The sequence below is a fragment of the Bacteroides pyogenes DSM 20611 = JCM 6294 genome (assembly GCF_000428105.1).
Classification (GTDB): Bacteria; Bacteroidota; Bacteroidia; order Bacteroidales; family Bacteroidaceae; genus Bacteroides; species Bacteroides pyogenes.
Map to the genome: position 1 here is coordinate 69,519 of NZ_ATZH01000011.1, position 24,563 is coordinate 94,081.

At 44.8% G+C, this 24,563-nt stretch carries 25 protein-coding genes and 1 tRNA gene; 13 read left to right on the plus strand and 13 right to left on the minus strand.

Going from position 1 to position 24,563, the window contains the following annotated elements; translation table 11 throughout:
- Nucleotides 1–5: 5 nt before the first annotated feature.
- From C234_RS0103345 to C234_RS0103365, 6 genes are all read right to left on the minus strand, one after another.
- Complete coding sequence (locus C234_RS0103345; protein ID WP_027324610.1) at nucleotides 6–1,085, minus strand: efflux RND transporter periplasmic adaptor subunit; 1,080 nt, start codon at nucleotides 1,083–1,085, stop codon at nucleotides 6–8.
- A gap of 13 nt (nucleotides 1,086–1,098) precedes the next feature.
- Nucleotides 1,099–2,415 (minus strand): TolC family protein, encoded by a 1,317-nt coding sequence (locus C234_RS0103350; RefSeq protein WP_051290138.1) that lies wholly within the window; start codon nucleotides 2,413–2,415, stop codon nucleotides 1,099–1,101.
- 105 nt (nucleotides 2,416–2,520) lie between these two features.
- On the minus strand, nucleotides 2,521–2,904 hold the full coding sequence (trxA, locus tag C234_RS0103355; RefSeq protein ID WP_234180698.1) for a thioredoxin: 384 nt from the start codon (nucleotides 2,902–2,904) through the stop codon (nucleotides 2,521–2,523).
- An 88-nt stretch (nucleotides 2,905–2,992) separates the two neighbouring features.
- Complete coding sequence (locus C234_RS0103360) at nucleotides 2,993–3,235, minus strand: hypothetical protein (protein WP_027324613.1); 243 nt, start codon at nucleotides 3,233–3,235, stop codon at nucleotides 2,993–2,995.
- A complete protein-coding gene (locus tag C234_RS17960) occupies nucleotides 3,228–3,434 on the minus strand; it encodes a DUF6132 family protein (protein ID WP_081688105.1) in 207 nt (68 codons plus the stop codon). The genes C234_RS0103360 and C234_RS17960 overlap by 8 nt, the downstream gene beginning before the upstream one ends.
- A gap of 297 nt (nucleotides 3,435–3,731) precedes the next feature.
- Nucleotides 3,732–3,805, minus strand: a tRNA-Asp gene (locus C234_RS0103365).
- Nucleotides 3,806–3,959: 154 nt separating this feature from the next.
- Between C234_RS0103365 and C234_RS0103370 the strand changes: the two genes are divergently transcribed.
- Together C234_RS0103370 and C234_RS0103375 are read left to right on the plus strand one after the other, a co-directional pair.
- Nucleotides 3,960–5,279 (plus strand): aminotransferase class I/II-fold pyridoxal phosphate-dependent enzyme, encoded by a 1,320-nt coding sequence (locus C234_RS0103370; RefSeq protein ID WP_027324614.1) that lies wholly within the window; start codon nucleotides 3,960–3,962, stop codon nucleotides 5,277–5,279.
- Between the two features lie 91 nt (nucleotides 5,280–5,370).
- Complete coding sequence (locus tag C234_RS0103375) at nucleotides 5,371–5,961, plus strand: YqgE/AlgH family protein (RefSeq protein ID WP_027324615.1); 591 nt, start codon at nucleotides 5,371–5,373, stop codon at nucleotides 5,959–5,961.
- Here C234_RS0103375 and C234_RS0103380 read toward each other — a convergent pair.
- From C234_RS0103380 to recR, 3 genes are read right to left on the minus strand one after another with little or no spacing between them, the layout of a single operon-like run.
- Complete coding sequence (locus C234_RS0103380) at nucleotides 5,953–6,510, minus strand: GNAT family N-acetyltransferase (protein ID WP_027324616.1); 558 nt, start codon at nucleotides 6,508–6,510, stop codon at nucleotides 5,953–5,955. The two genes, C234_RS0103375 and C234_RS0103380, sit on opposite strands and share 9 nt — an antisense overlap.
- A gap of 5 nt (nucleotides 6,511–6,515) precedes the next feature.
- Nucleotides 6,516–6,965 carry a hypothetical protein gene (locus C234_RS0103385; RefSeq protein ID WP_027324617.1) on the minus strand — a complete coding sequence of 150 codons (450 nt, stop codon included), beginning with the start codon at nucleotides 6,963–6,965 and terminating at the stop codon, nucleotides 6,516–6,518.
- A 24-nt stretch (nucleotides 6,966–6,989) separates the two neighbouring features.
- Nucleotides 6,990–7,607, minus strand: coding sequence for a recombination mediator RecR (gene recR, locus C234_RS0103390; protein WP_027324618.1), 618 nt, complete (start codon nucleotides 7,605–7,607; stop codon nucleotides 6,990–6,992).
- A gap of 209 nt (nucleotides 7,608–7,816) precedes the next feature.
- Between recR and yihA the strand changes: the two genes are divergently transcribed.
- The 6 genes from yihA (at nucleotide 7,817) to C234_RS0103425 (ending at nucleotide 13,495) form a co-directional block, all read left to right on the plus strand.
- Nucleotides 7,817–8,422: a ribosome biogenesis GTP-binding protein YihA/YsxC gene (yihA, locus tag C234_RS0103400; RefSeq protein WP_027324619.1), complete on the plus strand. Its 606-nt coding sequence runs from the start codon at nucleotides 7,817–7,819 to the stop codon at nucleotides 8,420–8,422.
- A 2-nt stretch (nucleotides 8,423–8,424) separates the two neighbouring features.
- Entirely contained in the window at nucleotides 8,425–9,027 is a 603-nt protein-coding gene (locus C234_RS0103405; protein ID WP_027324620.1) for a DUF4923 family protein, read from the plus strand.
- Nucleotides 9,028–9,129: 102 nt separating this feature from the next.
- Nucleotides 9,130–9,516: a DUF1573 domain-containing protein gene (locus C234_RS0103410; protein WP_027324621.1), complete on the plus strand. Its 387-nt coding sequence runs from the start codon at nucleotides 9,130–9,132 to the stop codon at nucleotides 9,514–9,516.
- Nucleotides 9,517–9,678: 162 nt separating this feature from the next.
- Entirely contained in the window at nucleotides 9,679–11,667 is a 1,989-nt protein-coding gene (locus tag C234_RS0103415) for an OPT family oligopeptide transporter (protein ID WP_027324622.1), read from the plus strand.
- Nucleotides 11,668–11,840: 173 nt separating this feature from the next.
- Nucleotides 11,841–12,551 (plus strand): N-acetylmuramoyl-L-alanine amidase-like domain-containing protein, encoded by a 711-nt coding sequence (locus C234_RS0103420; protein ID WP_034537292.1) that lies wholly within the window; start codon nucleotides 11,841–11,843, stop codon nucleotides 12,549–12,551.
- A gap of 11 nt (nucleotides 12,552–12,562) precedes the next feature.
- On the plus strand, nucleotides 12,563–13,495 hold the full coding sequence (locus tag C234_RS0103425) for a PorV/PorQ family protein (RefSeq protein WP_027324624.1): 933 nt from the start codon (nucleotides 12,563–12,565) through the stop codon (nucleotides 13,493–13,495).
- On the opposite strand, the gene lipB is transcribed toward C234_RS0103425, so the two are convergent.
- Nucleotides 13,473–14,135, minus strand: a complete 663-nt coding sequence (lipB, locus tag C234_RS0103430; RefSeq protein ID WP_027324625.1) for a lipoyl(octanoyl) transferase LipB — start codon at nucleotides 14,133–14,135, stop codon at nucleotides 13,473–13,475. The genes C234_RS0103425 and lipB overlap by 23 nt on opposite strands.
- A 67-nt stretch (nucleotides 14,136–14,202) precedes the next feature.
- Between lipB and C234_RS0103435 the strand changes: the two genes are divergently transcribed.
- Nucleotides 14,203–15,042 (plus strand): helix-turn-helix domain-containing protein, encoded by an 840-nt coding sequence (locus C234_RS0103435; RefSeq protein WP_027324626.1) that lies wholly within the window; start codon nucleotides 14,203–14,205, stop codon nucleotides 15,040–15,042.
- 1 nt (nucleotide 15,043) lies between these two features.
- Here the strand turns inward: C234_RS0103435 and C234_RS0103440 are convergent, their stop codons facing one another.
- On the minus strand, nucleotides 15,044–17,257 hold the full coding sequence (locus C234_RS0103440) for a heavy metal translocating P-type ATPase (RefSeq protein WP_034537276.1): 2,214 nt from the start codon (nucleotides 17,255–17,257) through the stop codon (nucleotides 15,044–15,046).
- A gap of 132 nt (nucleotides 17,258–17,389) precedes the next feature.
- On the opposite strand from C234_RS0103440, the gene C234_RS0103445 reads away from it, so the two are divergent.
- The 4 genes from C234_RS0103445 to gcvP all read left to right on the plus strand — a co-directional run bounded on the left by C234_RS0103445 (nucleotide 17,390) and on the right by gcvP (nucleotide 22,493).
- The gene (locus tag C234_RS0103445) at nucleotides 17,390–18,238 is read left to right on the plus strand and encodes a DUF3298 and DUF4163 domain-containing protein (protein WP_027324628.1); all 849 of its coding nucleotides are present in this window, start codon (nucleotides 17,390–17,392) and stop codon (nucleotides 18,236–18,238) included.
- A gap of 53 nt (nucleotides 18,239–18,291) precedes the next feature.
- A complete protein-coding gene (gene rsmG, locus C234_RS0103450; protein ID WP_027324629.1) occupies nucleotides 18,292–18,912 on the plus strand; it encodes a 16S rRNA (guanine(527)-N(7))-methyltransferase RsmG in 621 nt (206 codons plus the stop codon).
- Nucleotides 18,913–18,933: 21 nt separating this feature from the next.
- Nucleotides 18,934–19,575: an MBL fold metallo-hydrolase gene (locus tag C234_RS0103455; RefSeq protein ID WP_027324630.1), complete on the plus strand. Its 642-nt coding sequence runs from the start codon at nucleotides 18,934–18,936 to the stop codon at nucleotides 19,573–19,575.
- A 68-nt stretch (nucleotides 19,576–19,643) separates the two neighbouring features.
- Nucleotides 19,644–22,493, plus strand: a complete 2,850-nt coding sequence (gene gcvP / locus C234_RS0103460; protein ID WP_027324631.1) for an aminomethyl-transferring glycine dehydrogenase — start codon at nucleotides 19,644–19,646, stop codon at nucleotides 22,491–22,493.
- Nucleotides 22,494–22,820: 327 nt separating this feature from the next.
- Here the strand turns inward: gcvP and C234_RS0103470 are convergent, their stop codons facing one another.
- Both C234_RS0103470 and C234_RS0103475 read right to left on the minus strand, forming a co-directional pair.
- Nucleotides 22,821–23,390 (minus strand): nitroreductase family protein, encoded by a 570-nt coding sequence (locus tag C234_RS0103470; protein ID WP_027324633.1) that lies wholly within the window; start codon nucleotides 23,388–23,390, stop codon nucleotides 22,821–22,823.
- A gap of 70 nt (nucleotides 23,391–23,460) precedes the next feature.
- Nucleotides 23,461–24,543, minus strand: coding sequence for an HpaII family restriction endonuclease (locus C234_RS0103475; protein WP_034537273.1), 1,083 nt, complete (start codon nucleotides 24,541–24,543; stop codon nucleotides 23,461–23,463).
- Nucleotides 24,544–24,563: the final 20 nt, after the last annotated feature.

Consider the following 24,563-nt stretch of genomic DNA (forward strand, 5'->3'; position numbering starts at 1 on the left):
TGCTGTTATTTTAATACGGTTATGCTTTTACCATTATAAAGTTCTCCGGTGACGTTTTCAATGATTCGGTCGTTTTCATCCAATCCGGACAAGACTTCGATTTGTTCACCCATTTTTTTACCCAATCTCACCCAACGAAGCACGGCATGATTGTCGGAACCGACCACATATACTCCGGTGAGCTGTTCGCGGCGGATAACGGAAGACTCATTGATTAAAATATTCCGCAGACTTTCTCCGTTGCCTTTGCCGGGAATAAAAATACCTGCATACATTCCCGAGCGAAGGTTTGCCTTATCTTTTGCGGAAATAGCGACTTTCATCGCATACTGTCCGCCGGTCAAAGAAGCGGAAGGGCTCAATTCGCTGATTTTTCCTTCAATGCGACGGCCTAAAGATTTGATGTCTACCTTTACAGAATCACCGACATTGAGATATTGCACATAATTCTCGGGAACAGTGGCCTGAACGTCCATTTCTCCCGACTGTTCAACGACCAAAAGCGGCATACCGGGGCTTGCCATGCTTCCTTCGTCTATCTTCTTTTGGGTAACCACGCCCGAAAAAGGAGCTTTTATATGCGTATAAGCAAGCATTGATTTCACTTCGTTGAGCGATTGAAGAGCCATTTGTTTTTTTGCATCTATAGATGTTTTATTCAGCTCTATATTTTCCAGTTCTTTATCCGATACACTTTTCTGACTGTGCAGTTTTTTAAATCTTTCATAATCGCGTGCCGCATTCTTAGCCGCGGCTTCGGCTTCGATCACCATGGCTTCGGCCTGGGCTTTCTTCGCTTTCAGATCGTCGCTGTTGACAATTATCAACAATTGTCCGGCAGTCACCCTGTCGCCCTGCTTTACATATATTTTATCTACAAATCCCATGTTTCGGGTGCTAATGATGGCTGTTTGCCTGGCGGACACCATTCCACTGACAAAAAGACCGTCAGCGGTTAACTTTGCAGGTGAATACACTTTTACTCCTACGGGTGCTTCTTCTTTTTTCTTTGTCGCATCGGACGAGCAGGCAGAAAAAAAGGAAACAGCCGCCATCCCCAATATCATTGTTCGAATCGTTTTCATAACTGTTTATGCATTATTTGTTTGTTGTAAGTAATTCTTGATAATACCCGGCAATGTTATAAGCCATCACCGCCTGAGCCTGCGTAAGACGCTGTTGCGACAGTTGTGCCTGAGACAGAAGAAGGTCCGTGGTACTGGCCAACCCTTCCCTATGCCTGTCAGTGAGTATCCGAAGCGCTTCGGTAGCCTGCTCCACACTTGCCTCCTGTTTCCTGATTTCGAACTGCAAGTCGAGCAAATCGCGCGTAGTCTTATCTACCTCTATACGGCTCTTATCGATATGCAGCTCGAGTTCTTTCTGCATTTTATCCCGTTGCATCAAAGCCGATCTCAGTTTGCTTCGGTTCCGGTTGCCCGAAAACAGATTCCAGCTCAGACTGATTCCTGCCAGGTAAGAGTCTTCTTTAAATTTGAAGATTTGGGTATCGTTAAACTGATAGGTACCGAAAGCGTTAATCGTAGGCAGAAAAGTGGTATAAGACGACTTCACCATCATTTTAGACGCTTCCAACGCTTTTCGCATCGCCACGATGTCCGATCGCGTCTCAGAGAATGCCGGCGCCGATATCGCCGGGGTTTTCTGAATTAAGGAATCGGGAATATATACGTTCGTTTCGGAAGATGAGCCGCCCATCAACAGTTTCAATCCATCCGATGCATTGATGACGCTGCTCTCCGCTTTTGCCAATGCGCTTTCTACCGTGTTTACTTGTACCTGAGCATTTAAAACATCCGATTTCTGCACCAACCCCTGATCGTAAAAGTTCTTGACCGACTGATAAATCCGCCGGACATCCTCCAAAGTATGGGTCAATATATCACGGGCTTGATAAGCGAACTGAAGCTGCGTATAGGCTTTTTGTACCTCAAACCTGATATAATCTTTCGTATATTGCTCTTTGTTTTTATATACCTCTTCTTGCAGCTTTGCGCCTTTGCGGGCGAATATGCGGTCGACATTCAACAAAGGCATCTTAACCTCCACGCCGGCGTTGTAATTTCGAGAGGCTCCGGGATGGTTCAACCGCGAGGGATCGAAGTCCTGTGCTGTAACCCGGCTTTGCTGCAATAAAAAACCGAAAGCATTCAACGGATTGTTTGTAACCATCGCATTATAGCTTACCGAAACTTGGGGCAAAAATATTGCGTCGGTCTGATGATAGTTTGCGTTTGATATTTTACGATCCAATTCAGACAGCTTTATATTGGCATTATTCTCGACCGCAATATTTACCGCTTCACCCATTGTCAGGCGATTACTTTGTTGGGCATTCGCCGTAACAACGAATGCCCAACATGCTACTAACAGCGTTTTTCTTTTTCTATTCATATTTAAAAATCTGAACTCCATTATAAGTTACTGAAAAACATTTGTGCTATCTTCTTGCTTCTTTATTTATTTTCCTAAGGAAATTATATGAGTATAAAAAAAGAATTATTTGTTCAATAGCACACTTTGTATGGCTTTCTTAAAATCTGCTTTCGACATCGCTCCCATTGCCATTTGCGGTTGTCCTTCCATTGGAACAAACAACAAAGACGGGATGGAGCGGATACCGAATACAGAAGACAATTCCCTCTCCTCTTCTGTATTTACCTTATAGATGTATAACTCATCGGCATACTCAGCCGCCAATTCTTCCAAAACCGGCGCTATCATTTTGCAAGGACCGCACCAAGAGGCATAAAAATCGATGATGGCAGGTTTATCACCCAAGTATTTCCATTCATTCGGACTCGTTTCATAATCGGCAACTCGTTTTAAAAATTCACTCTTAGTCAATTGAATTGTTTTCATATTCTTCTGTTCTTTTATTATTTATCACTCAATTAATTGTTTTCTTAGTATCGTTTATCTGAAACTTACAGACAAAATATTCTATTACTACAAGGGTCGGATATTCTGTCTATGATTCTTTTTCAGGATCGTACGGCTTGATAATATCTTTATATACCTGATTCTCCGAAGAACCGGAGGCACAAGCACCCGACGCGCAACATGAAATGTTCAAAATGGCTTGCGCCAGGAAGAAAATCGCCAAAAAGAGAAACGGATATTCTTTTGACGCTATTGCGTAAACTCCCAATCCAATACCTGCGACCAAGCGAATGATACGCGCTGCATTCCATTGTCTCAATACATTATTCATCTTTCTTTTCTGTTTGAAATATATTAAATAGTAAACCTCCCATTAACGCTCCCCATATCGAACTGTTTACAGGCGATGAGGTTATCGGACAAGATCCTCCGGAACATCCGACAAATCTCCAATAAAAATACCCGCCTATGCTACCAATGATGACTCCTACTATCGTAAGTCCATATTTACTCAAAAAACTCTCTTTCATATTTTGTATCAAAAAGTATAAAATTAAATTCCAAAGGAATAAGTATCAATTAGAAAACGCTGCAAAGATAATATATGTTTTCTTAAAATATTAATTTCTGAAGGAATATTTTTATCTAAAACTACAAATCGATTATAAATGACTATTTATCAATTGATTATTTAAAAGTTAAATAAACATTATTTTATCATCAACAATCGATTGATAGCTGATGAAATATAAATGGAAGGAAATAAAATTAGGCTGCTCCTGAAGTTTAAATCTCAGGAGCAGCCTAATTTTATTTTAATAAGAGTGCGGTGCGTACGGGACTCGAACCCGTGACCCCATGCGTGACAGGCATGTATTCTAACCAACTGAACTAACGCACCGGAAAAAATCTTTTGATGTGCCTCTCTCGATTGCCGTGCAAAGGTAGATATTTTTTTGAAACTTGCAATAAGTCATATATCTTTTTTCACAAAAAGTATGCACATTGAAATTTATCATGTACATTTGCAATCAATACTATAAAATCAATATGACATGAAAAATACACCTGTCGAACAAAAAATTATTGATGACGCAATCAATGAACTTCAAATTGCAGACTTCTCCAAAGCTACCATCCGAGAAGTGAAAGCAATTGCTTCAAAAGCCGAAGCTGTATCGGGAGTGGAATTCATAAAAATGGAAATGGGAGTCCCGGGACTGCCGCCTTCTTCTGTAGGAGTAAAAGCGGAAATCGAGGCTTTACAAAGAGGAGTCGCAAGCCTCTATCCCGATATCAACGGTATGCCGGAACTGAAAAAGGCGGCTTCCGATTTTATCAAAGCTTTTATTGATGCGGAAGTCAGCCCCGAAGGATGCGTACCTGTCACCGGATCGATGCAGGGAACATTCGCTTCTTTTCTGGCTTGCAGCCAATGCGATGAAAAGAAAGACACTATTTTGTTTATCGACCCCGGCTTTCCTGTACAGAAGCAACAACTGACAGTAATGGGGCAAAAGTACGAAACGTTCGATGTGTACGATTATCGGGGCGAAAAACTAAAAGATAAACTGGAGAGCTACCTGAAGAAAGGAAATATATCGGCTATCGTTTATTCCAACCCGAACAATCCGAGCTGGATTTGCCTGAAAGACGAAGAGTTGCGGATTATCGGCGAACTTGCTACTCGGTATGATGTAATCATTCTCGAAGATCTGGCCTATTTTGCCATGGATTTCCGAAAAGATTTGAGCAAGCCTTACCAACCTCCTTTCCAACCCTCGATAGCTCATTATACCGATCATTATATTTTGCTTATTTCCGGCTCGAAAGCTTTCAGCTATGCGGGACAACGAATAGGTGTAAGTTGTATTTCCGATAAACTTTATCACCGCAAATATCCCGGACTCACGAAGCGATACGGCGGGGGGAGTTTCGGAACAGTGTTTATTCATCGCATTCTTTATGCGCTTTCGTCCGGTACGAGTCATTCGGCACAATTCGCCATGGCAGCCATGCTGAAAGCCGCCGCCGAGGGAGGTTACAATTTTCTCGAAGAAGTCAGGGTATATGGTGAAAGAGCGCGAAAACTAAAAGAAATATTCCTTCGCCACGGGTTTTATCTGGTATATGACAAAGATTTGGACGACCCTGTTGCCGACGGTTTTTATTTTACCATCGGGTATCCCGGAATGAACAGTGGGAAGCTTGCTAAAGAATTGATGTATTATGGGGTAAGTGCCATCTCACTGGTCACCACAGGAAGCCATCAGGAAGGACTGCGTGCCTGCACTTCCTTTATCAAAGATCACCAATACACCCAACTCGAAGAACGAATGAAGCTGTTTGCCGAAAACCATCCCACCACTCGATAGTTATAAAGAATAAGATTGCTATAAAGCATTCATGATATGAAAAAAACGGAAAAAGTCTTCTTTATTCCGTTTTTTTTCATAAATTAGGGGCATGAATAGCAAATCAGACATATTTAAAATTCAATCCAACAATGTAGTTCCGGCACGAGGCAAGATTTTAATATCCGAACCTTTCTTACGAGATACTACTTTCGGACGATCGGTTATCTTGTTAATAGACCATACCAGCGAAGGCAGTATGGGGCTTATCATCAACAAGCAGCTTCCTCTTTGCCTGAACGACATCATCAAGGAGCTGAAATATACGGATGAAATTCCATTGTTTAAAGGAGGGCCCGTAGCTACAGACACGTTGTTTTTCATCCATACACTGTCTGACATATCCGGATCGCTATCCATAAACAAAGGACTTTACCTGAACGGCGACTTCGACGAAATAAAAAAATACATTCTGCAAGGCAATAGGGTAAACAACCGTATTCGTTTCTTCTTAGGCTATTCCGGCTGGGAAAGCGAACAGCTCGATTTTGAGATTAAAGAAAACACCTGGCTGATATCCAAGGAAGACAATGCCTATTTAATGAAGGAAGATACGAAAGACATGTGGAAAACGTCGCTCGAAAAATTAGGCAGCAAATATGAAACATGGGCCCGTTTCCCGCAAGTACCCACGTTAAACTGAATCCCCCTTCTCTTTTTTCTTCGGATTTAAATACTGAAGAAGCGCTACATCTTTATACACTCCCCCTATCTGCAACCACTCTTTCAATATACCTACTCGTATAAAACCGCAGGAAGCGAACAAATCAATGCAATCTTTATTGTCGACGGCAATATGAGCGTATAATTGCTTTAATGACAAAAACTCGAAAGCATATTCACAGAGCAATTTTAATGCGTCGGCCGCATACCCTTGACCGCGAAAATGACGGTGTAAAGCAATTCCGACTTCTCCACGCGAGTGCAGAGGGACAAAATCGGTGATGTCGATTGTTCCCAATACACAACAATCGCACCGACGGACAATCATCAAGCGCAATTGTTTATCGGCAAAAACATCACATTGAGAACTTTCGATGTATTGGCGTAGCACATAGCGAGAATAAGGCACCGTAAAATTACTTATATCCCACATGTATGAATCGTTCTCCATCTCATACATGATATTCAAATCCTCCGGTTCTACAGCCCGAAGGGTAATCCTGTCATTCGTCAAAAACTTTTTTTTCATTATTTCTATTCTTCAGTGATGTGCAGTTCGGCACGAAGCCTCTTCTCTCCGGGCAAACAGAAAAGTGAAGCCGTCAGCCCGATGAGCATACATAAATTTCCCGTATTGCTAAACGTTAAATAATAGCATAGCAAATTGAATAAAACAACGATTTCAAGAATTCCCAAACGGATGCTACTCCACAACACATAACGCTTTAAAGCCTGCGTAACGTCGAGCTTGTCTATTTTATTTTTCAGCACCATGCTGAACAGTTTCAACGACAGCGGCACACAAATAGCTGTCAGTAAAATGCCGATGGTCTCTAAATAATATACGGCTTCGGCGTCATCCGCCAACCCTCCGACCGGAATCAGCTCGAACTCCCCCGCCCCCATCAGAAAAGCCGGAAGTACCCAAAAAAATATGTAACTGATGTTTAAAGTTCTGACAGCACGTTTTATCTGTTTTTCCATGATTCATTGAATAATTAATGCGATTTATACGGTTCCGGTAAAGAGCGTCCGGTTCACTATGCTACGTCCCAACGTTACCTCATCGGCATATTCCAGCTCATCACCCACAGAAATTCCACGAGCAATGACACTTAGCCTGACGTTCATCTTCTCCAGTTTGCGGTAAATATAAAAGTTTGTCGTATCCCCCTCCATTGTCGTGCTCAAAGCCAGAATCACTTCTTTGATATCACCCTCTGCCACACGTTTCACGAGACTGTCTATTTGCAGATCACCCGGGCCTACGCCGTCCATCGGCGAAATGACCCCTCCCAACACGTGGTAGAGCCCGCGATATTGCTGGGTAGCTTCCACCGCCATTACATCGCGAATGTTTTCCACCACACAAACCGTTGAAGCGTCACGCTGAGGATTGGCGCAGATGCGGCAAGTTTCCGTATCCGAAATATTATGGCACACATTACAATACTTCACTTCTCGTTTCAATGTAATGATGGCATTTCCAAAAGCCTCTACGGCAGACGCTTCCTGACGGAGCAGATGCAGCACGAGCCGCATCGCTGTTTTGCGTCCCACACCGGGAAGTTTGGAAAATTCGCTTACCGCTTTTTCAAGTAATACAGAAGGATATTGTTGGCTCATAAAGTATGACTGATTTTTCTTAATTTTGGGCACAAAGATACAGATATTGTTTTTTAAAACCTATCCATACAGAAAGCTATTTATGGATAAAAGTATTACCTTTGCACCGCAGTCGTTCTGGTTTCCATCGGACGAAAAACAAATAAAGTCCTCTGCAAAAGCCGGGAAACACCGGGAAAACAGAAATAATGCATACATAAACTATTGATATGGAAATAACAAACGCTGAATTTATAATAAGCAATACGGACGTGAAGAAATGTCCCGAAGGAGTTTTCCCCGAGTACGCATTCATTGGCCGTTCAAATGTAGGAAAATCAAGCCTGATCAATATGCTTACCGGGCGAAAAGGGTTGGCCATGACCTCATCCACTCCCGGGAAAACGCTACTGATCAATCATTTTCTGATCAACAGAAACTGGTATCTGGTCGACCTTCCCGGCTACGGCTACGCGCGGCGCGGACAAAAAGGGAAGGAACAGATACGCACGATCATCGAAGATTATATATTGGAACGGGAACAGATGACGAATCTCTTCGTTCTGATAGACAGCCGGCTGGCTCCTCAGCCCATCGATCTGGAATTTATGGAATGGTTGGGCGAAAACGGAATTCCTTTTTCTATTATCTTTACCAAAGTCGATAAGCTGAAAGGAGGACGGTTGAAGATGAATATCAACGCTTATCTGCAAGAAATGAAGAAACAATGGGAAGAACTCCCGCCCCATTTCATTTCTTCATCAGAAAACCGGACCGGACGTACTGAAATATTGAACTACATAGAAAACATCAACAAAGAGCTCAACGCCAAATAATAATGAAAAAAAATATTGCCTGCCTTGCATTTATCGCACTCTTCTCATTGCTGTCGGCAAATTGCCATGCCCAATCGTGGGGAGATTTGTTCAACAAAGATAATCTTTCGAAAGTCGTAGACGCCGTGACAGGACAAACGTCTACGAAGGTCGACCTGACAGGAACATGGAGTTACAATAGTTCGGCTGTTGAATTCAAGTCAGAAAACTTATTGATGAAAGCCGGAGGGATGGCGGCGGCAACGATGGCGGAAAGCAAATTGAACGAGCAACTGGGCAAAGTGGGAATCAGAGCCGGACAAATGAGCTTTACGTTCAATGCCGACAGCACATTTGTGAGCAAAGTAGGAGACCGTACTTTGAAAGGTACTTACTCTTACGATTCTTCAACCAAACGAGTGCAATTGAAGTTTCTAAGGCTGTTGAACATGTATGCCAAAGTAAACTACAGTCCCGGCTCTATGAAACTGCTGTTCAACTCGGACAAACTGCTGAAACTGATGACCTTCATCGGAAGCAATACGAACAACACCGCAATAAGAAGCGTCAGTTCGATGGCAAAGCACTACGACGGAATGATGCTTGGATTCGGCATGAAAAAATAAATCGAAAAGTCCTGTTTAAATCTATTTGACAATCAATATACTTTATTTTCAGATAAAAAGTCTTATCTTTGTATGCTGTAAACTATAAACAAGAAAAGAACGATGAAAAAGATAGTTTCTTTAATCGCCCTATTGGCGATAAGTATTGGTTTCGCATTCGCTCAAACCAACGCGAATATCAAGTTCGATAAAACGACGCACAACTTCGGAAAGTTCTCGGAAAACAATCCGGTAGTAACCTGTACATTCACATTCACCAACATCGGAGACGCCCCTCTTGTCATTCATCAGGCTGTGGCATCATGCGGATGCGCTGTTCCGGAATACACCAAAGAGCCCGTTATGCCCGGTAAAAAGGGAAGCATTAAAGTAACTTACAACGGAACAGGGAAATATCCGGGACATTTCAAAAAATCGATTACTCTGCGTACCAATGCAAAAACAGAAATGGTACGGCTTTATATCGAAGGTGAAATGGAAGCTAAATAATGCAGAATGTAAGAAAACAGTCTATATCGTAAAGGAGAATCTTTTGATTCTCCTTTTTTTTTGCTTACTTTGAAGTCTGAAAAAAAATCATTCAACAGACCGATGCTCCAATGACCGAAAGCATCATTGGATACATTGAAAGAATCAGCAAACAATAAAACTATGAAACAAGAAGAAGAAAAAATTGCCGGATTGCCCGAGAACGCGTTCAGAGAATTGAAGCCGGGCGAAGTTTACTCACCCTTGATGAAGCCTTCGGGCAATTATCCGGAAGTTAATTTATGGTCGGTGACATGGGGAATTGCCATGGCTATCCTTTTCTCTGCCGCAGCCGCCTATCTTGGGTTGAAAGTGGGACAGGTTTTCGAAGCCGCCATACCCATTGCAATCATAGCCGTAGGAGTTTCGGGAGCAGCAAAAAGAAAAAACGCATTGGGAGAGAACGTAATCATACAATCTATCGGAGCTTGCTCCGGTGTCATTGTAGCCGGCGCCATATTCACCCTTCCGGCACTCTATATTCTTCAAGCCAAATATCCCGAAATGACGGTGACTTTCATGCAAGTATTCATCAGTTCGCTGTTGGGCGGTGTATTAGGGATTTTATTCCTGATTCCTTTCCGTAAATACTTCGTAAGCGACATGCACGGCAAGTATCCTTTTCCGGAAGCCACCGCAACGACTCAAGTATTGGTTTCGGGCGAAAAAGGCGGAAGCCAGGCGAAACCTTTGCTGATGGCGGGAATCATCGGCGGTTTATACGACTTTGCAGTGGCTACCTTCGGGTGGTGGAACGAAAACTTCACAACACGTGTATGCAGCATCGGAGAAACATTGGCAGAAAAAGCCAAGCTGGTGTTCAAAGTAAATACCGGCGCAGCTGTTCTCGGACTCGGATATATCGTCGGTTTAAAATACGCTTCCATCATATGCGCCGGTTCGTTGGCGGTATGGTGGATCATTATTCCGGGCATGTCGGCTCTTTGGGGCGACAGCGTATTGAACGCATGGAACCCTGAAATCACCGCTACGGTAGGCATGATGAGCCCCGAAGAGATATTCAAGTATTATGCCAAAAGCATCGGTATCGGCGGCATCGCTATGGCGGGCGTCATCGGCATCATCCGCTCGTGGGGAATTATCAAAAGCGCCGTTGGGCTGGCAGCCAAAGAAATGGGCGGAAAAAGCGATGTAAAAACGAGCATTGTGCGCACACAACGGGACCTGTCGATGAAGGTTATCGCCATCGGCTCCATATTGACACTGATTTTAGTGGTGCTCTTCTTCTACCTCGACGTAATGCACGGGAATATGTTGCACACTTTGGTCGCCATTCTACTGGTAGCGGGCATCGCTTTCCTCTTTACAACGGTAGCAGCCAACGCAATTGCCATCGTAGGAACCAATCCGGTATCGGGAATGACACTGATGACATTGATTCTGGCGTCGGTAGTGATGGTTGCATTCGGGCTGAAAGGTCCTTCGGGAATGGTGGCGGCTCTGGTAATGGGCGGCGTGGTGTGTACAGCCCTTTCCATGGCGGGCGGTTTCATTACCGATCTGAAGATAGGATACTGGCTGGGAAGCACTCCTGCCAAGCAGGAGGCATGGAAGTTTCTGGGCACTATCGTATCGGCGGCAACCGTAGGCGGCGTAATGATTATATTGAATAAAACGTACGGATTCACAAGCGGCACTCTGGCAGCTCCGCAAGCCAATGCGATGGCGGCAGTGATCGAGCCGTTGATGAGCGGAGTCGGAGCTCCTTGGCTGCTATATGGCATCGGAGCGATACTGGCAATCGTACTGACTCTTTTCAAGATTCCCGCATTGGCCTTCGCCCTCGGAATGTTTATTCCGTTGGAACTGAACGTTCCACTGGTTGTCGGAGGAGCGGTCAACTGGTATGTGACAACTCGCAGTAAAGAAACAGCGCTGAATACGGAACGGGGCGAAAAAGGAACCCTGCTGGCATCCGGATTCATCGCCGGCGGCGCGCTCATGGGCGTAGTCAGTGCGGCAATGCGTTTCGGCGGTATCAATTTGGTTAACGAGGCCTGGCTGAACAACACTTGGTCGGAGGTATTGGCATTGGGAGCATACGCGCTGTTAATTCTATATTTTATCAAGGCATCTATGAAAGTGAGATAAACATGAAAAAGATTTTAGGTAACATCGTATTCGTTGCAATGGGAATGGCTTTTGCACGGCAACCCGCCGGAGCGGTTTCGCACTCCGGAAGGAAGTATTGCAAGCAAAAGGCCGAGGAGATTTCGCAAATCGCCGGAGGCGCTTTACACTCCGGTGGCGCTTCCGTCTCAAATATGGAAACAGATAGCAACCGGCAAACAAACCCGATGCTCAAAATAGGAAAGACGTATCTCGGAACAACGTATGTAGCGCACACACTCGACCGCAACATAGAAGAAAAGTTGGTCGTTCAACGCGATTCGGTCGACTGTCTGACATTTGTCGAATACGTGACGGCAGAAGCGATCGGCCCGTGTTTTGCCGAAAATCTTCAAAAGATACGCTACCGCGACGGCATTATCGACGGTTACCCCTCACGGCTGCACTACACATCCGACTGGATCGACAACGGTGTTCGTCACGGGTTCATAAAAGACATAACGGCAGAACACAGTCCGTACACTATGGTGTTGTCGATATCGTATATGTCCGCTCATCCGCAGAAGTACAAACAATTGGCCGATTCGCCGGCAAATGTGAAGCGAATGGCGGCATACGAAAATGCGCTCTCGGGAAAGACCGTACATTGGCTGCCCAAAAGTAAGCTCCCCGAAAAGGGGCTTCCATGGATCATGAACGGAGACATTATAGCATTCACCACATCTGTGAAAGGGCTCGACATCGCGCATGTGGGAATAGCCGAATACATTCAAGGCAAATTGCATCTGCTACATGCTTCCTCTACAGAAAAGAAAGTAGTGACAAGCGAAAAGCCTGTCAGCAAGATGTTCGAAAACAATAAATCGTGGACAGGCATACGTGTCGTCCGAGTACCTCAACCTTAAAAAAACAGCTTATGAAACGACTTAAATTATTCCTTTTTGTTGTATGTCTGACCCCTGTTCTTGCCAAAGCACAGGGAATTACGGGCATCTATTTCCCGGAAATTATTCCGGATGCGCAATCCACAAGTATGGGAGGCACAGGATTAGCTGTTACCAATAATGCAAGTATAGCCATTTATCACAATGCTTCCACCATTGCTTTCTCACAAGAAGTAATGGGGCTTACTTATTCTTATGCCGACATAAAGAACGATCATCCGTTGCACAGCGCGTCTCTGTTTTATCGGATGGGAAGGCAGGGAAAACAAGGCTTTACCGCTGCTTTCCGACACGTCAGAGGTCCCGAAATCTCCTACAAAGGTCCCATGGAAACCTTACGTCCGATGGCGTGGAGCTTAGGAGCCGGGTACTTCAACCGGATAACGGAAAACTTATCGCTTTCGTTAACACTCCAATACCTGCGCGCCAAAACAATTCTTAACGAAAACAAAGGCACGGCTTACGTAGACTTTGGAGCTACTTACCATCAATATCTGCCTATATTAAGCCAAATGGCATCCTGGTCCGTGGGTGTTCAAGCTGCCAACTTAGGAGGAAAATTGGATGGAATGCATTTACCTTCGCGGTTAGGCATAGGAAGTGCGATTATCCTCCCGTTCAACATACAGCACAGCCTGCAAATAGCTTGTGATATCAAATACTTTTTCCCTTCCGATTACCGCAGTTTCGAAACCGCATTGGGAGCTGAATACAGTTTCCTCAAATACGGAATCATTCGTGCCGGATATAATTTCGGGAACAAAGACAAATGGGTAGGAAACTACGGAACGTTGGGCGGAGGCATACACTACTGGCCCGTATGCATAGATTTCTCGTATGCATTGGCAGGCAGTAACAGCTTCATGAACCGCACCTGGCAACTCAGCCTGGGAATCGTTTTCTGAGTTCGCCTGCAAGACGCTGCTTCACTTCGTCCATGGAAACTTCATTCTTCAGTTCCTGACGAAGGGAAGTAACGCCTTTGTCGATAAACCCGCAAGGATTTATATAGCTGAAATAACGTAAATCCGTATTCACGTTCAAAGCCAATCCGTGCATCGTAACGTAATGGCTGCTCCTCACCCCGATGGCGCAAATTTTTCGCGCGCGAGAAGTCTCGGCATCGATCCATACTCCGGTCGCCTTATCCAGTCGACCTGCCTCGATGCCGTAAGAAGCGCAAACATTGATCACAGCTTCTTCCAAAAAGTGCACGTATTCCTTCAGCCCCATCCGGAATTCATCGAGATTCAATATCGGATAGCAAACCAACTGTCCGGGACCGTGATACGTAATATCCCCTCCCCGGTCGATATGATAAAGCGTTGCGTCGATAGCTTTCAATTGTTCGTCACTGAGCAGCATATTCTTTTCTTTTCCGCTACGTCCTAACGTATATACGTGCGGATGTTCGCAAAATACAATCCCATTCTCATACGTTTCCCCGTGAGCTTTGGCGCGAATTACCTCGTCAAACCGCTCCGACTGGCGTTTCCATGCCTCGCCATACTGAATAAGTCCCCAATCTGCAATAGTCGTTTTCATGCAAGCAAAGGTAGGAAATAAAAAGAAAAGATGTATATTTGTGAGAACAATATAATGAAACGTTCTTATGAATTTAGAGTTTCCTCAAGTCGACCTTCCGAGTGAAGTTTTAGCTTGGACCGATGTGACAGAAGATATTCTGAACATTTACAGGCAATCCAGTCGTCTTCAAGCCTGTATCGTGGCTATTTGCATGGAAGGGACACTGAAAGCCACCATCAACTTGCTTGACTATGAGATTCATCCAAATGATTTGATAACATTACTTCCCGGAAGCATTATTCAACTGAAGGATAAAACACAGAAAGTGCGACTGTGTTTTGCCGGATTCTCTTCCGGTTGCGTCGAACGTACCAACCTGATCCAATCAATCGGTGAGGTTTACTCCAAACTGATAGAACATCCCGTTATTCCTCTTTCAAAAGAAATCGCCAGTTACCTGAAAGATTATTTTTCGCTGATTTCCCGCATCAGCTGTAACGACACATTCGAAATAGTTCCTGAATTGGCAGATATTTCCCTTCAAACTATTTTAACCAGTATACATCTGATATATCGTAAAATCCAGAAAACGACAAGCAACTCGAACCGAAAGAAAGAAATTTGCCGAAAACTGATACAATTGATTAACAAACATTACAAGCAAGAACGTCACGCAAAATTCTATGCAGGATTATTAGGAATTTCACTTCAACACTTAAGCACAACCGTAAAAGCGGTAACCGGAAAAACCGTATCGGAAACAATCGCTTACGTTATTATCATGGACGCTAAAGCAAAGCTAAAAGGAAGTGACATGACTATCAAAGAGATCGCATATTCGCTTAACTTCTCTAACGCTTCGTTTTTCGGCAAATATTTTAAACGTCATGTCGGGATGACACCGTTGCAATTCAGAAACCAATAATCTATTTCCTTCTGCTCAAACTCAATGAATTGAGTACTACGCTCACACTGGAGAATGCCATAGCGGCACTTGCCAACATCGGATTCAGCAATAGCCCGCTTATTGGAAATAACACGCCCGCAGCAATAGGAATACCAATTAAATTATAAATGAAAGCCCAAAACAGATTCTGATGAATGAGACTAACAGTTTGTTTCGACAGTTCAAAAGCTTTCGGAAGAAGCAGCAAATCGGAAGTCATCAGAGTAACCATGGCAACATCCATTGCAATATCCGTTCCCTTCCCCATTGCGATGCTTACATCTGCTACTGCCAATGCCTGAGAGTCATTGATACCATCGCCCACCATCGCCACTTTTTTCCCCAGTTGCTGAAGTCTGCGCACAAACCGCTCTTTATCATCAGGCAAGGCATCCGCTATAAAATGCTGAATTCCCAAGCGAGAAGCAACTGCCGCCCCCACACGTCGCCCGTCGCCCGTAAGCATGTAAATTTCAATTCCTTGTTGCCGAAGTTCTTTTATAGCTTGAGCCGAAGTCGGTTTAACCGGATCGGCTACGGCAATTATGGCAAGAAGTTGATTCTCACGTCCGAAATATACGATTCCCTGTCCGTCAGCTTCATATATAGTCAGCATTTCCATCATCACATCGGGCAAAGACGCGCCAAAATCTTTCAATAACTTATGGCTTCCCACCCAATAAACAACTTCTTTACAAACCACTTTTATTCCTTTGCCCGTTATACTTTCAAAACTGTCGAGTTCCGCCGGCTCAACATCCTCATGCTCTTGGAGAACATCGACAATGGCTCCCGCAAGGGGATGCTCCGATTTCAATTCGGCTGCGAGTAATACGTTTTTGAATTGCACATCCTGGCTCTGTGTCCACAACCACCCTACGGCAGTGGGATGCCCTTCCGTCAAAGTACCCGTTTTATCGAGAACTACCACATCTACTTTTCTCATTTGCTCCAAAGCCACGGCATCTTTTATCAGAATATGCTGACCGGCAGCTTTGCCTATTCCCACCATCAGAGCGGTAGGAGTAGCCAAACCTAAAGCGCATGGACAGGCAATAACCAAAACAGATACGGCAGAGAGTACGGCATAAGAAATATACTCTTTACCGCCAATCAGCATCCATAATACAAAAGCAAGAATCGACAAGCCAAGCACAACCGGAACAAAAAAGCCTGTGATACGATCGACAATACGTTGTACCGGGGCTTTACTGCCTTGCGCTTCTTGCACCATGCGGATGATACGCGCCAATACAGTTTCTTCTCCCACTTGAGAGGCGGAAATAACAAAAGAACCGCGCTGATTGATTGTTCCCGCCAATACTTTATCGCCCACTTTCTTATCAGCCGGAACAGGTTCGCCGCTAATCATACTTTCATCCACATACGATTCGCCTTCAATCAGGATACCGTCTACCGGAATCTGCTCGCCGGGACGCACAAGTATCGAATCTCCCACCTGCAACTCCTCGATCAAAATTTCTTCTTCCGTGCCGTTTCTCAAAATACGGGCAACCTTAGGCTGCATCCCCATCAGCTTACGGATAGCCGCCGAAGTATTCCCCTTGGCGCGTTCTTCCATTAATTTACCGGTCAGCACAAAAGCGATAATCACTGCCGAAGCTTCGTAATACACATGCGGCTCCATCCCCCGGGAGTACCAGAAGTCGGGGAAAAAAGTATTGAACATACTGAACAAAAAAGCGATAGAAGTGCTCAACGCTATCAGCGTATCCATGTTGCTGCGCCCTAATTTGGCCTGATTCCATGCGCCGGTAAAAAAAGGACCGCCGAAAAATATCATTACGGGAATAGTCAGCAGCATTTGTATTTCATTGGAATATGGCACATTCATCCATACCATGGAAAACAAAAGCAGCGGAACCACCAAAAGCCATGCGCCGATCACCCTCCGCTTCAGACGATGGTAACGTTCTTGCTGCTCTTCTTCCTGGCGCTTTCCTTTATAAGTTTCTTCGATTATCAAATCGTATCCCGCCGCCAATACTGCGGCACGAATCTCACCCGGAGTCAATTGATCTTTTTTGTAAGAGACTTTTAAACTACCTGTAGCAAAATTGACAGAAGCGTCTGCTACTCCCGACAGCTTCTTCACTGTTTTTTCTACATTATTGGCACATCCCGCACAATGCATGTTAAGTACAGGAAATATTTTTTTTACCGTATTACTCATAATTACAAAGATAATGAGAAATCGGTGGCTTAGAATATTTTTTTGCTTTTTTTATTCGTTGTATCCGTTTATTACCTATATTTGTCGATAAGGAACGATGCGGTAGAACTTGAAACTATAAGAAAAACGATAATGAACAAACAATCTGTCAGTCTGCTTACGTTTATACTTTCGGTAAGTATTTGTTTATCATCTTGCCACGACAAGATGAATAAAAACAGGGGTGATTTACGCTTTGACAACATCCGGAAAAGTGAAACCGCACATCTTTTCAATGACACGGACAAACCCGCATGCAATATCAGAATAAACTTCGCTTATCCGGTGAAATCTTCAGACCCGATATTGAAAGACAGTCTGAATTCATATTTTATCTCTATCTGTTTCGGAGACAAGTTTTCCGGAGAAAAGCCGGAAGACGTAATCGATCAATACACACGGAACTACATAGACGAGTATCGTCATGATTTAGAACCTATGTATCTCGAAGACGAAAAAGATAAAAACAACAAATCATCTGTCGAAGAGTGGTATTCTTATTATAAAAACATCGAAAGCCAGGTGCAACTTTACCAAAAAGACTTATTGGTTTACCGTGTAGACTACAATGAATACACCGGTGGAGCGCATGGCATGTATACCACCACGTATGTAAACATGGATCTCACGCTGATAAGGCCTCTCCGTCTCGACGATCTTTTCATCGCCGAATACAAAGAACCGCTGACAGAACTGATATGGAATCAGCTGATGGCGGACAACCGGGTAACGACCCGCGAAGCATTGGAAGACCTCGGATACGGTTCTACCGGAGAAATTATTCCCGTCGAGAATTTTTATTTGGACACAAAGGGCATTACCTTTCATTATAATGTATATGACATCACCCCGTATACCATGGGTGCGGTCGAAGTCATACTTCCGTTCGATGTTATAGGGCATTTGCTGAACGACAACCCTGTGTTGAAAAGCCTACGTTAATCTCCTGATTGAATGATAGAATATTAAATAATTGGTAAATAGCAACTAAAAAAGTGGAAATCATACTCAAATATTTTCCGGACCTGACGGAAGAGCAGCATCGACAATTTGCCGCTCTATACGACCTTTATATCGATTGGAATTCAAAAATAAACGTGATCTCCCGAAAAGATATAGAAAACCTGTACGAACATCATGTACTTCATTCATTGGGCATTGCGAAGTTCACACAATTCCGTCCCGGGACCTCAATCATGGATTTAGGAACGGGGGGCGGTTTTCCGGGAATTCCCTTATCTATTTTATTCCCCGAAGTAAAATTTCATTTGATAGACAGCATCGGCAAAAAGGTACGGGTAGCTACCGAAGTAGCCGACGCCATCGGGTTGAAGAATGTGACTTTTCGCCATGCGCGTGCCGAAGAAGAAAAACGGAAGTTCGATTTTGTTGTCAGCCGTGCAGTAATGCCCTTGGCCGATTTAGTGAAAATCATTCAAAAAAACATATCTTCCAAGCAACAGAATGCCCTTCCCAACGGATTGATTTGCCTGAAAGGAGGTGAATTGGAACATGAAACCATGCCGTTCAAAAATAGAACGGTGATTCACAACCTAAGCGACAACTTCAAGGAGGAATTTTTTCAGACGAAAAAGGTAGTATATGTTCCGATGTAAAACGACGATTCAATAAACACCATGAAAATAAAGAGATTTGAATTCAATATGTTTCCTGTCAACTGTTATGTTATATGGGATGAAACAAAAGAGGCAGTCGTGATTGACCCCGGCTGTTTCTACGAAGAAGAGAAACAAAAGTTAAAGAGATTCATACAAAATAACGAATTGGATGTGAAACATCTGCTGAACACCCATCTTCACCTCGATCATATCTTCGGGAATCCTTTTATGCTCAAAGAGTTCGGTTTGTCGGCCGAAGCTAATAAAGCAGACGAATACTGGATCGATGAGGCTCCCAAGCAAAGCCGGATGTTCGGATTTCAGTTACAGGAAGCCCCCGTGCCGTTGGGAAAATATCTGCACGACGGAGATATAATTACTTTCGGAAACACGCGATTGGAAGCGATACATGTACCGGGACATTCGCCGGGAAGCCTGGTGTATTATTGCAAAGAAGAAAATTGCATGTTCTCCGGCGATGTATTATTCCAAGGCAGCATCGGACGGGCCGACTTGGCAGGAGGTAATTTCGACGAGCTGATCGATCACATTTGCAGCCGTCTGTTTATCCTTCCCAACGAAACGGTCGTTTATCCCGGACACGGCGCACCCACGACTATCGGAATGGAAAAAACCGAAAATCCATTTTTTAGAAAATAACCAACGATATCTCTCCGGTTGTTTCGAAAGAAAAAGCTCGAAAGATATATAAAAACTCTATTACCCATATGAAAACCGATTTGTTATCTGGCCGTCATATCGGCATCAACGATCAAGACATCTCTCTAATGCTCCGCAAAATCGGTGTGAGCTCATTGGACGAACTGATTGAAAAAACAATTCCCGCCAACATCAGGCTGAAAAAACCTCTGGCTCTGCCAGCACCGCTCTCCGAGTATCAATTCCGCAAACATATCGCGGGATTGGCAAGAAAGAATAAAAAATATACCACCTATATCGGAATGGGCTGGTATGACACGATTACTCCGGCGGTTATCCAACGGAATGTTTTTGAGAATCCCGTATGGTACACCTCGTATACTCCTTATCAGGCCGAAGTATCGCAGGGAAGACTGGAAGCGTTGATAAATTTTCAAACAGCCGTTTCCGATCTTACCGCCATGCCTCTTGCCAACAGTTCCCTGCTCGATGAAGCGACTGCCGCAGCCGAGGCTGTAAGCATGATGTATGCATTACGTTCTCGCGCGCAGCAAAAAGCCGAAGCCAACGTAGTTTTTGTGGACGAGAACATTTTCCCGCAAACACTGGCGGTGATGACTACGCGCGCCATTCCGCAAGGCATCGAACTTCGTGTGGGAAAATACAGGGAGTTCGAACCTTCGGCAGACGTGTTTGCCTGCATCTTGCAATACCCCAATGCCGACGGGAACGCAGAAGACTATGCGGAGTTCACGCAAAAGGCGCATGCAGCCGATTGCAAAGTCGCCGTAGCGGCCGATCTGCTGAGCCTGGCTTTATTGACTCCTCCGGGAGAATGGGGGGCGGACATCGTATTCGGAACAACCCAACGCTTCGGCATACCTTTGTTTTACGGAGGACCTTCGGCAGCGTATTTCGCAACGCGCGACGAATACAAGCGGAACGTACCGGGACGCATCATCGGGCAATCGAAAGACAAATACGGGAAAACATGTTACCGGATGGCTTTGCAGACACGCGAACAGCACATCAAACGCGAAAAGGCGACTTCCAACATCTGCACTGCCCAGGCATTATTGGCCACAATGGCAGGCTTTTATGCCGTTTATCACGGACAGGAAGGAATCAGAAGCATCGCTTCGCGCATTCACAGTACAGCCGTATTTCTTGAAAAGCAGATTTCGCAATTCGGTTATAAGCAAATCAACGCGCAATACTTCGATACTCTGCGTTTCGAGCTTCCGGAGCAAGTTTCCGCACAGCAAATTCGCACCATCGCTCTGAGCAAAGAGGTGAATCTCCGTTATTACGATCATGGCGACGTAGGTTTCAGCATCAATGAAACAACCGATCTGGAAGCTGTCAACGTGCTGCTTTCCGTCTTTGCCATCGCAGCCGGAAAAGATTATCAGAAAGCCGACGATATACCTACCCTATGCAATATCAGAACGACACTGCGACGGACAAGCCCGTTCCTGACGCACGAAGTGTTCTGCAAATACCATACGGAAACGGAAATGATGCGTTACATCAAACGCTTGGACCGGAAAGATATTTCACTGGCACAATCGATGATTTCGCTGGGTTCGTGTACAATGAAACTGAACGCGGCGTCGGAAATGCTTCCTTTAAGCATGCCCGAACTAATGGGTATACATCCGTTGGTTCCTGAAGATCAGGCGGAAGGATACCGTGAACTGATACAGAACTTAAGCGACGACCTGAAGACCATTACCGGATTTGCCGGAGTAAGCTTGCAACCGAACTCGGGTGCGGCCGGCGAATATACAGGTCTCCGCGTAATCCATAGTTACCTCGAAAGCATCGGACAAGGACACCGCAGGAAAATACTGATTCCGGCATCGGCTCACGGAACCAATCCGGCATCGGCCATACAAGCCGGATTCACTACGGTAATCTGTGCCTGCGATGAGCACGGAAACGTAGACATGAACGATTTGCGCGCAAAGGTGAAAGAAAATAAAGACGAATTGGCTGCTTTAATGATCACGTACCCTTCTACACACGGTATTTTCGAAACAGATATCAAAGAGATTTGCGAGATTGTTCATGCTTGTGGCGCGCAAGTTTACATGGATGGAGCCAACATGAACGCGCAGGTGGGACTCACGAACCCCGGCTTTATCGGAGCAGACGTCTGCCACCTGAACCTGCACAAAACATTCGCTATTCCTCATGGCGGCGGCGGACCGGGTGTAGGTCCCATTGCCGTGGCCGAACATCTGGTTCCTTTCTTACCGGGACACACATTATTCGGCAATTCTAAAAACCAAGTTTCTTCAGCTCCGTTCGGTAGTGCGGGAGTACTCCCCATCACTTACGGCTATATCCGGATGATGGGCACAGAAGGATTGACGCAAGCTACCCAAACGGCTATTTTGAATGCCAATTATTTAGCCGCCTGCCTGAAAGACACGTACGGAATCGTGTATCGTGGAGCCAATGGTTTCGTAGGTCACGAGATGATTCTGGAATGCCGGAAGATACATGAAGAAACCGGCATCACGGAAAACGATATAGCCAAGCGGTTGATGGACTACGGTTATCACGCTCCTACCCTCTCTTTCCCGGTTCACGGTACATTGATGATCGAACCGACCGAAAGTGAAAGCCTGGCCGAACTGAACAATTTTATAGATGTAATGCTGAACATCTGGAAAGAAATTCAAGAGGTGAAGAATAGAGAGGCAGACAAGGAAGACAATGTTTTGATTAATGCTCCTCATCCCGAATATGAAATTGTAAATGAAGAATGGGAGCATAGTTACACTCGTGAAAAAGCGGCTTATCCGATAGAGAGTGTACGAGAAAACAAATTCTGGGTCAATGTGGCACGCGTAGACAATACGTTGGGAGACAGAAAACTTCTTCCGACTCGTTACGGATCATTCGATTAAAAAATCGAAAAGTGACTTCGACAACCATTCCGCAGTTTTGTGGTTCGGGCATTCTCCGTCTCGAACCATAAAAACTACCCTTGACGAAGGATTTGTCGGAAATATGAAGAGGTCGTAAAAAAGCCCGCCGCCTTTGAAAAAAAGCCCGCGGGCTTTAAAAAAAAGGCGGCGGGCTTTAAAATCAAACACGGCGGGCTTTGAAAAAAAGGCGGCGGGCTTTTTTTTATTGTTTTTCTCTTTAAATGTTAAGCCACTGTTTCCGGCAATATTTTCTTCGTGCAGACCGGCGGGAAGAAAAGAAACAGAACGTGGAAACTACGGGAAACATTATCTCACCATCGTAATACAGCCTGCTTTCACTACTTTTTCTTTCAACGGAACAAGCGGGTCGGCATATCCCAAAGCAACACATCCGTACACCCGGTGATGGGTAGGTACGCCCAAAGCAGTCAGCAGTTCGCGTACTTCATAATCATCGCAGGTACTACCCGGCTGGTTGATCCAACAAGAGCCGATGCCCAACGAGTGAGCCGCCAAGAACATATTCTCGATGGCACAGGCACAATCCATCGATGCCCACCATTGGACAGGTTCATTAGACACAATAACCAATGCCGGAGCATGGTAATAACAGCAATAGTTTTCATTGTGTCCGCGCTCTTGCAAACGCGGGTCGTCGCTTCGGGCAAATGCTCCTTTAATGCGGCGATTCAGTTCTTTCAGTTTTTCGGCATCCTGAATGGCTGTAAAATGCCACGTTTCGTAATGCATTCCATTCGGTGCGTATGTAGCCGCTTCCAGAATCAATTGCAAATCTTCCTCAGCTACCGGCTGTGAAGTATAGGCACGGATGCTCCGCCGTGTCCTTATATTCTCTAAAACTTCATTTGTCTTCATTGGCTTATATCATATGATCCGTATAAATAACTTCTTCAATAATAGCAGGTTTCACCCCTTCATCCCGTTTCTATCGCTTCACCAATCCTATCTTCGCATTCAGTTTAAAATAATAAATACCGTTTTCTTTCTCCAGAAAGCCGTATTTGTCTTTTTCTACAGCACCTTTTTCGAATCGGGTATTCATAAAGAGAAAATCTTCCATCGTTTGTTTCTCCGAGCGATGGTAACAAAGCACTTTCCCGCTTCCATCAACCAACAGAATCCCTTCAACGGCAGAATCCTGACCATTGTATATTTTAGCCGGACGCATGCCCAAAGCCAATGCCATGAGGAATTGCTTCACCTTAAATTCGTAGAAACCGTGTTTATTGATTAGCTCGTCTTTTATCTTTAAAGGATTCGTCTGTTTGATAACCTCCGTAAGTTCGTGTACCCGGGTAATGCCGTCCAAATGCATGAGCCGCACCATTTCCGTAAGAATACGAGGAAAATGCAAATCGATCATCAACAGGTTGCTCCGAAAAATGCGGTCGGCCACATCGGCATACTTGAGCACCCCTCCCAAACGTTCGATCATCATCATCCGCTCGGCCACTTCATTCGGCGATTCGGGCAAAGCATTAATTTTATTCACCGTAGGAGTAGCAAACTTCACCCCGCTCTGTTCGAGTTTCAGGTTCGCCGCACGTCCGCCATCCAACAGAGGATTCATCGCACTTAAACGCGAGCGGACACTGAAACCGCACAACGGCGCCTCCGGATGCCAAAAAGAAATGGAAAAATCGGTACGGTCTTCGGTTCGTGCCTCCAGATCGAATATGGAGACCGCATCCAGAAACTCTTCCACTCCTTCGGGAGAAACTACCTCATTGCTTGCCGATGCCTTCACCGCTTGCAATATCAGATCCGCCACAGCTCCGAAGTCTTCGCGCGGGATGCGCACGGAGCCTTTTTCACTTTCTATACGAACGTTTTCTTTTTCAATATAGTAACGGCGGGGACCATCGTGCTCTTCTCGCAGAATCATTGCCACAGGCCGATTCATATCGCCCGGCTTCGCTTCGGCCGTTCCCAAAGCCACTGTTCCATCGGCTAAGAGACGGAAAAAAGCATAAAGTTCGCACCACTCTTTTTTAGTTGCTTCAAACATTGTGAATTGTGAGTTTTTAA

Coding starts and splice junctions, on each gene's coding strand:
- recR (WP_027324618.1), bottom strand. CDS start 7,607: ATGAGCCAACAATATCCTTCTGTATTACTTGAAAAAGCGGTAAGCGAA.
- C234_RS0103435 (WP_027324626.1), top strand. CDS start 14,203: ATGAATTTAGAGTTTCCTCAAGTCGACCTTCCGAGTGAAGTTTTAGCT.
- C234_RS0103380 (WP_027324616.1), bottom strand. CDS start 6,510: ATGAAAAAAAAGTTTTTGACGAATGACAGGATTACCCTTCGGGCTGTA.
- C234_RS17960 (WP_081688105.1), bottom strand. CDS start 3,434: ATGAAAGAGAGTTTTTTGAGTAAATATGGACTTACGATAGTAGGAGTC.
- C234_RS0103385 (WP_027324617.1), bottom strand. CDS start 6,965: ATGGAAAAACAGATAAAACGTGCTGTCAGAACTTTAAACATCAGTTAC.
- C234_RS0103440 (WP_034537276.1), bottom strand. CDS start 17,257: ATGAGTAATACGGTAAAAAAAATATTTCCTGTACTTAACATGCATTGT.
- C234_RS0103345 (WP_027324610.1), bottom strand. CDS start 1,085: ATGAAAACGATTCGAACAATGATATTGGGGATGGCGGCTGTTTCCTTT.
- C234_RS0103445 (WP_027324628.1), top strand. CDS start 17,390: ATGAACAAACAATCTGTCAGTCTGCTTACGTTTATACTTTCGGTAAGT.
- C234_RS0103415 (WP_027324622.1), top strand. CDS start 9,679: ATGAAACAAGAAGAAGAAAAAATTGCCGGATTGCCCGAGAACGCGTTC.
- C234_RS0103475 (WP_034537273.1), bottom strand. CDS start 24,543: ATGTTTGAAGCAACTAAAAAAGAGTGGTGCGAACTTTATGCTTTTTTC.
- C234_RS0103455 (WP_027324630.1), top strand. CDS start 18,934: ATGAAAATAAAGAGATTTGAATTCAATATGTTTCCTGTCAACTGTTAT.
- C234_RS0103425 (WP_027324624.1), top strand. CDS start 12,563: ATGAAACGACTTAAATTATTCCTTTTTGTTGTATGTCTGACCCCTGTT.
- C234_RS0103375 (WP_027324615.1), top strand. CDS start 5,371: ATGAATAGCAAATCAGACATATTTAAAATTCAATCCAACAATGTAGTT.
- C234_RS0103405 (WP_027324620.1), top strand. CDS start 8,425: ATGAAAAAAAATATTGCCTGCCTTGCATTTATCGCACTCTTCTCATTG.
- C234_RS0103370 (WP_027324614.1), top strand. CDS start 3,960: ATGAAAAATACACCTGTCGAACAAAAAATTATTGATGACGCAATCAAT.
- C234_RS0103420 (WP_034537292.1), top strand. CDS start 11,841: ATGGAAACAGATAGCAACCGGCAAACAAACCCGATGCTCAAAATAGGA.
- lipB (WP_027324625.1), bottom strand. CDS start 14,135: ATGAAAACGACTATTGCAGATTGGGGACTTATTCAGTATGGCGAGGCA.
- C234_RS0103470 (WP_027324633.1), bottom strand. CDS start 23,390: ATGAAGACAAATGAAGTTTTAGAGAATATAAGGACACGGCGGAGCATC.
- C234_RS0103410 (WP_027324621.1), top strand. CDS start 9,130: ATGAAAAAGATAGTTTCTTTAATCGCCCTATTGGCGATAAGTATTGGT.
- C234_RS0103360 (WP_027324613.1), bottom strand. CDS start 3,235: ATGAATAATGTATTGAGACAATGGAATGCAGCGCGTATCATTCGCTTG.
- gcvP (WP_027324631.1), top strand. CDS start 19,644: ATGAAAACCGATTTGTTATCTGGCCGTCATATCGGCATCAACGATCAA.
- yihA (WP_027324619.1), top strand. CDS start 7,817: ATGGAAATAACAAACGCTGAATTTATAATAAGCAATACGGACGTGAAG.
- C234_RS0103350 (WP_051290138.1), bottom strand. CDS start 2,415: ATGAATAGAAAAAGAAAAACGCTGTTAGTAGCATGTTGGGCATTCGTT.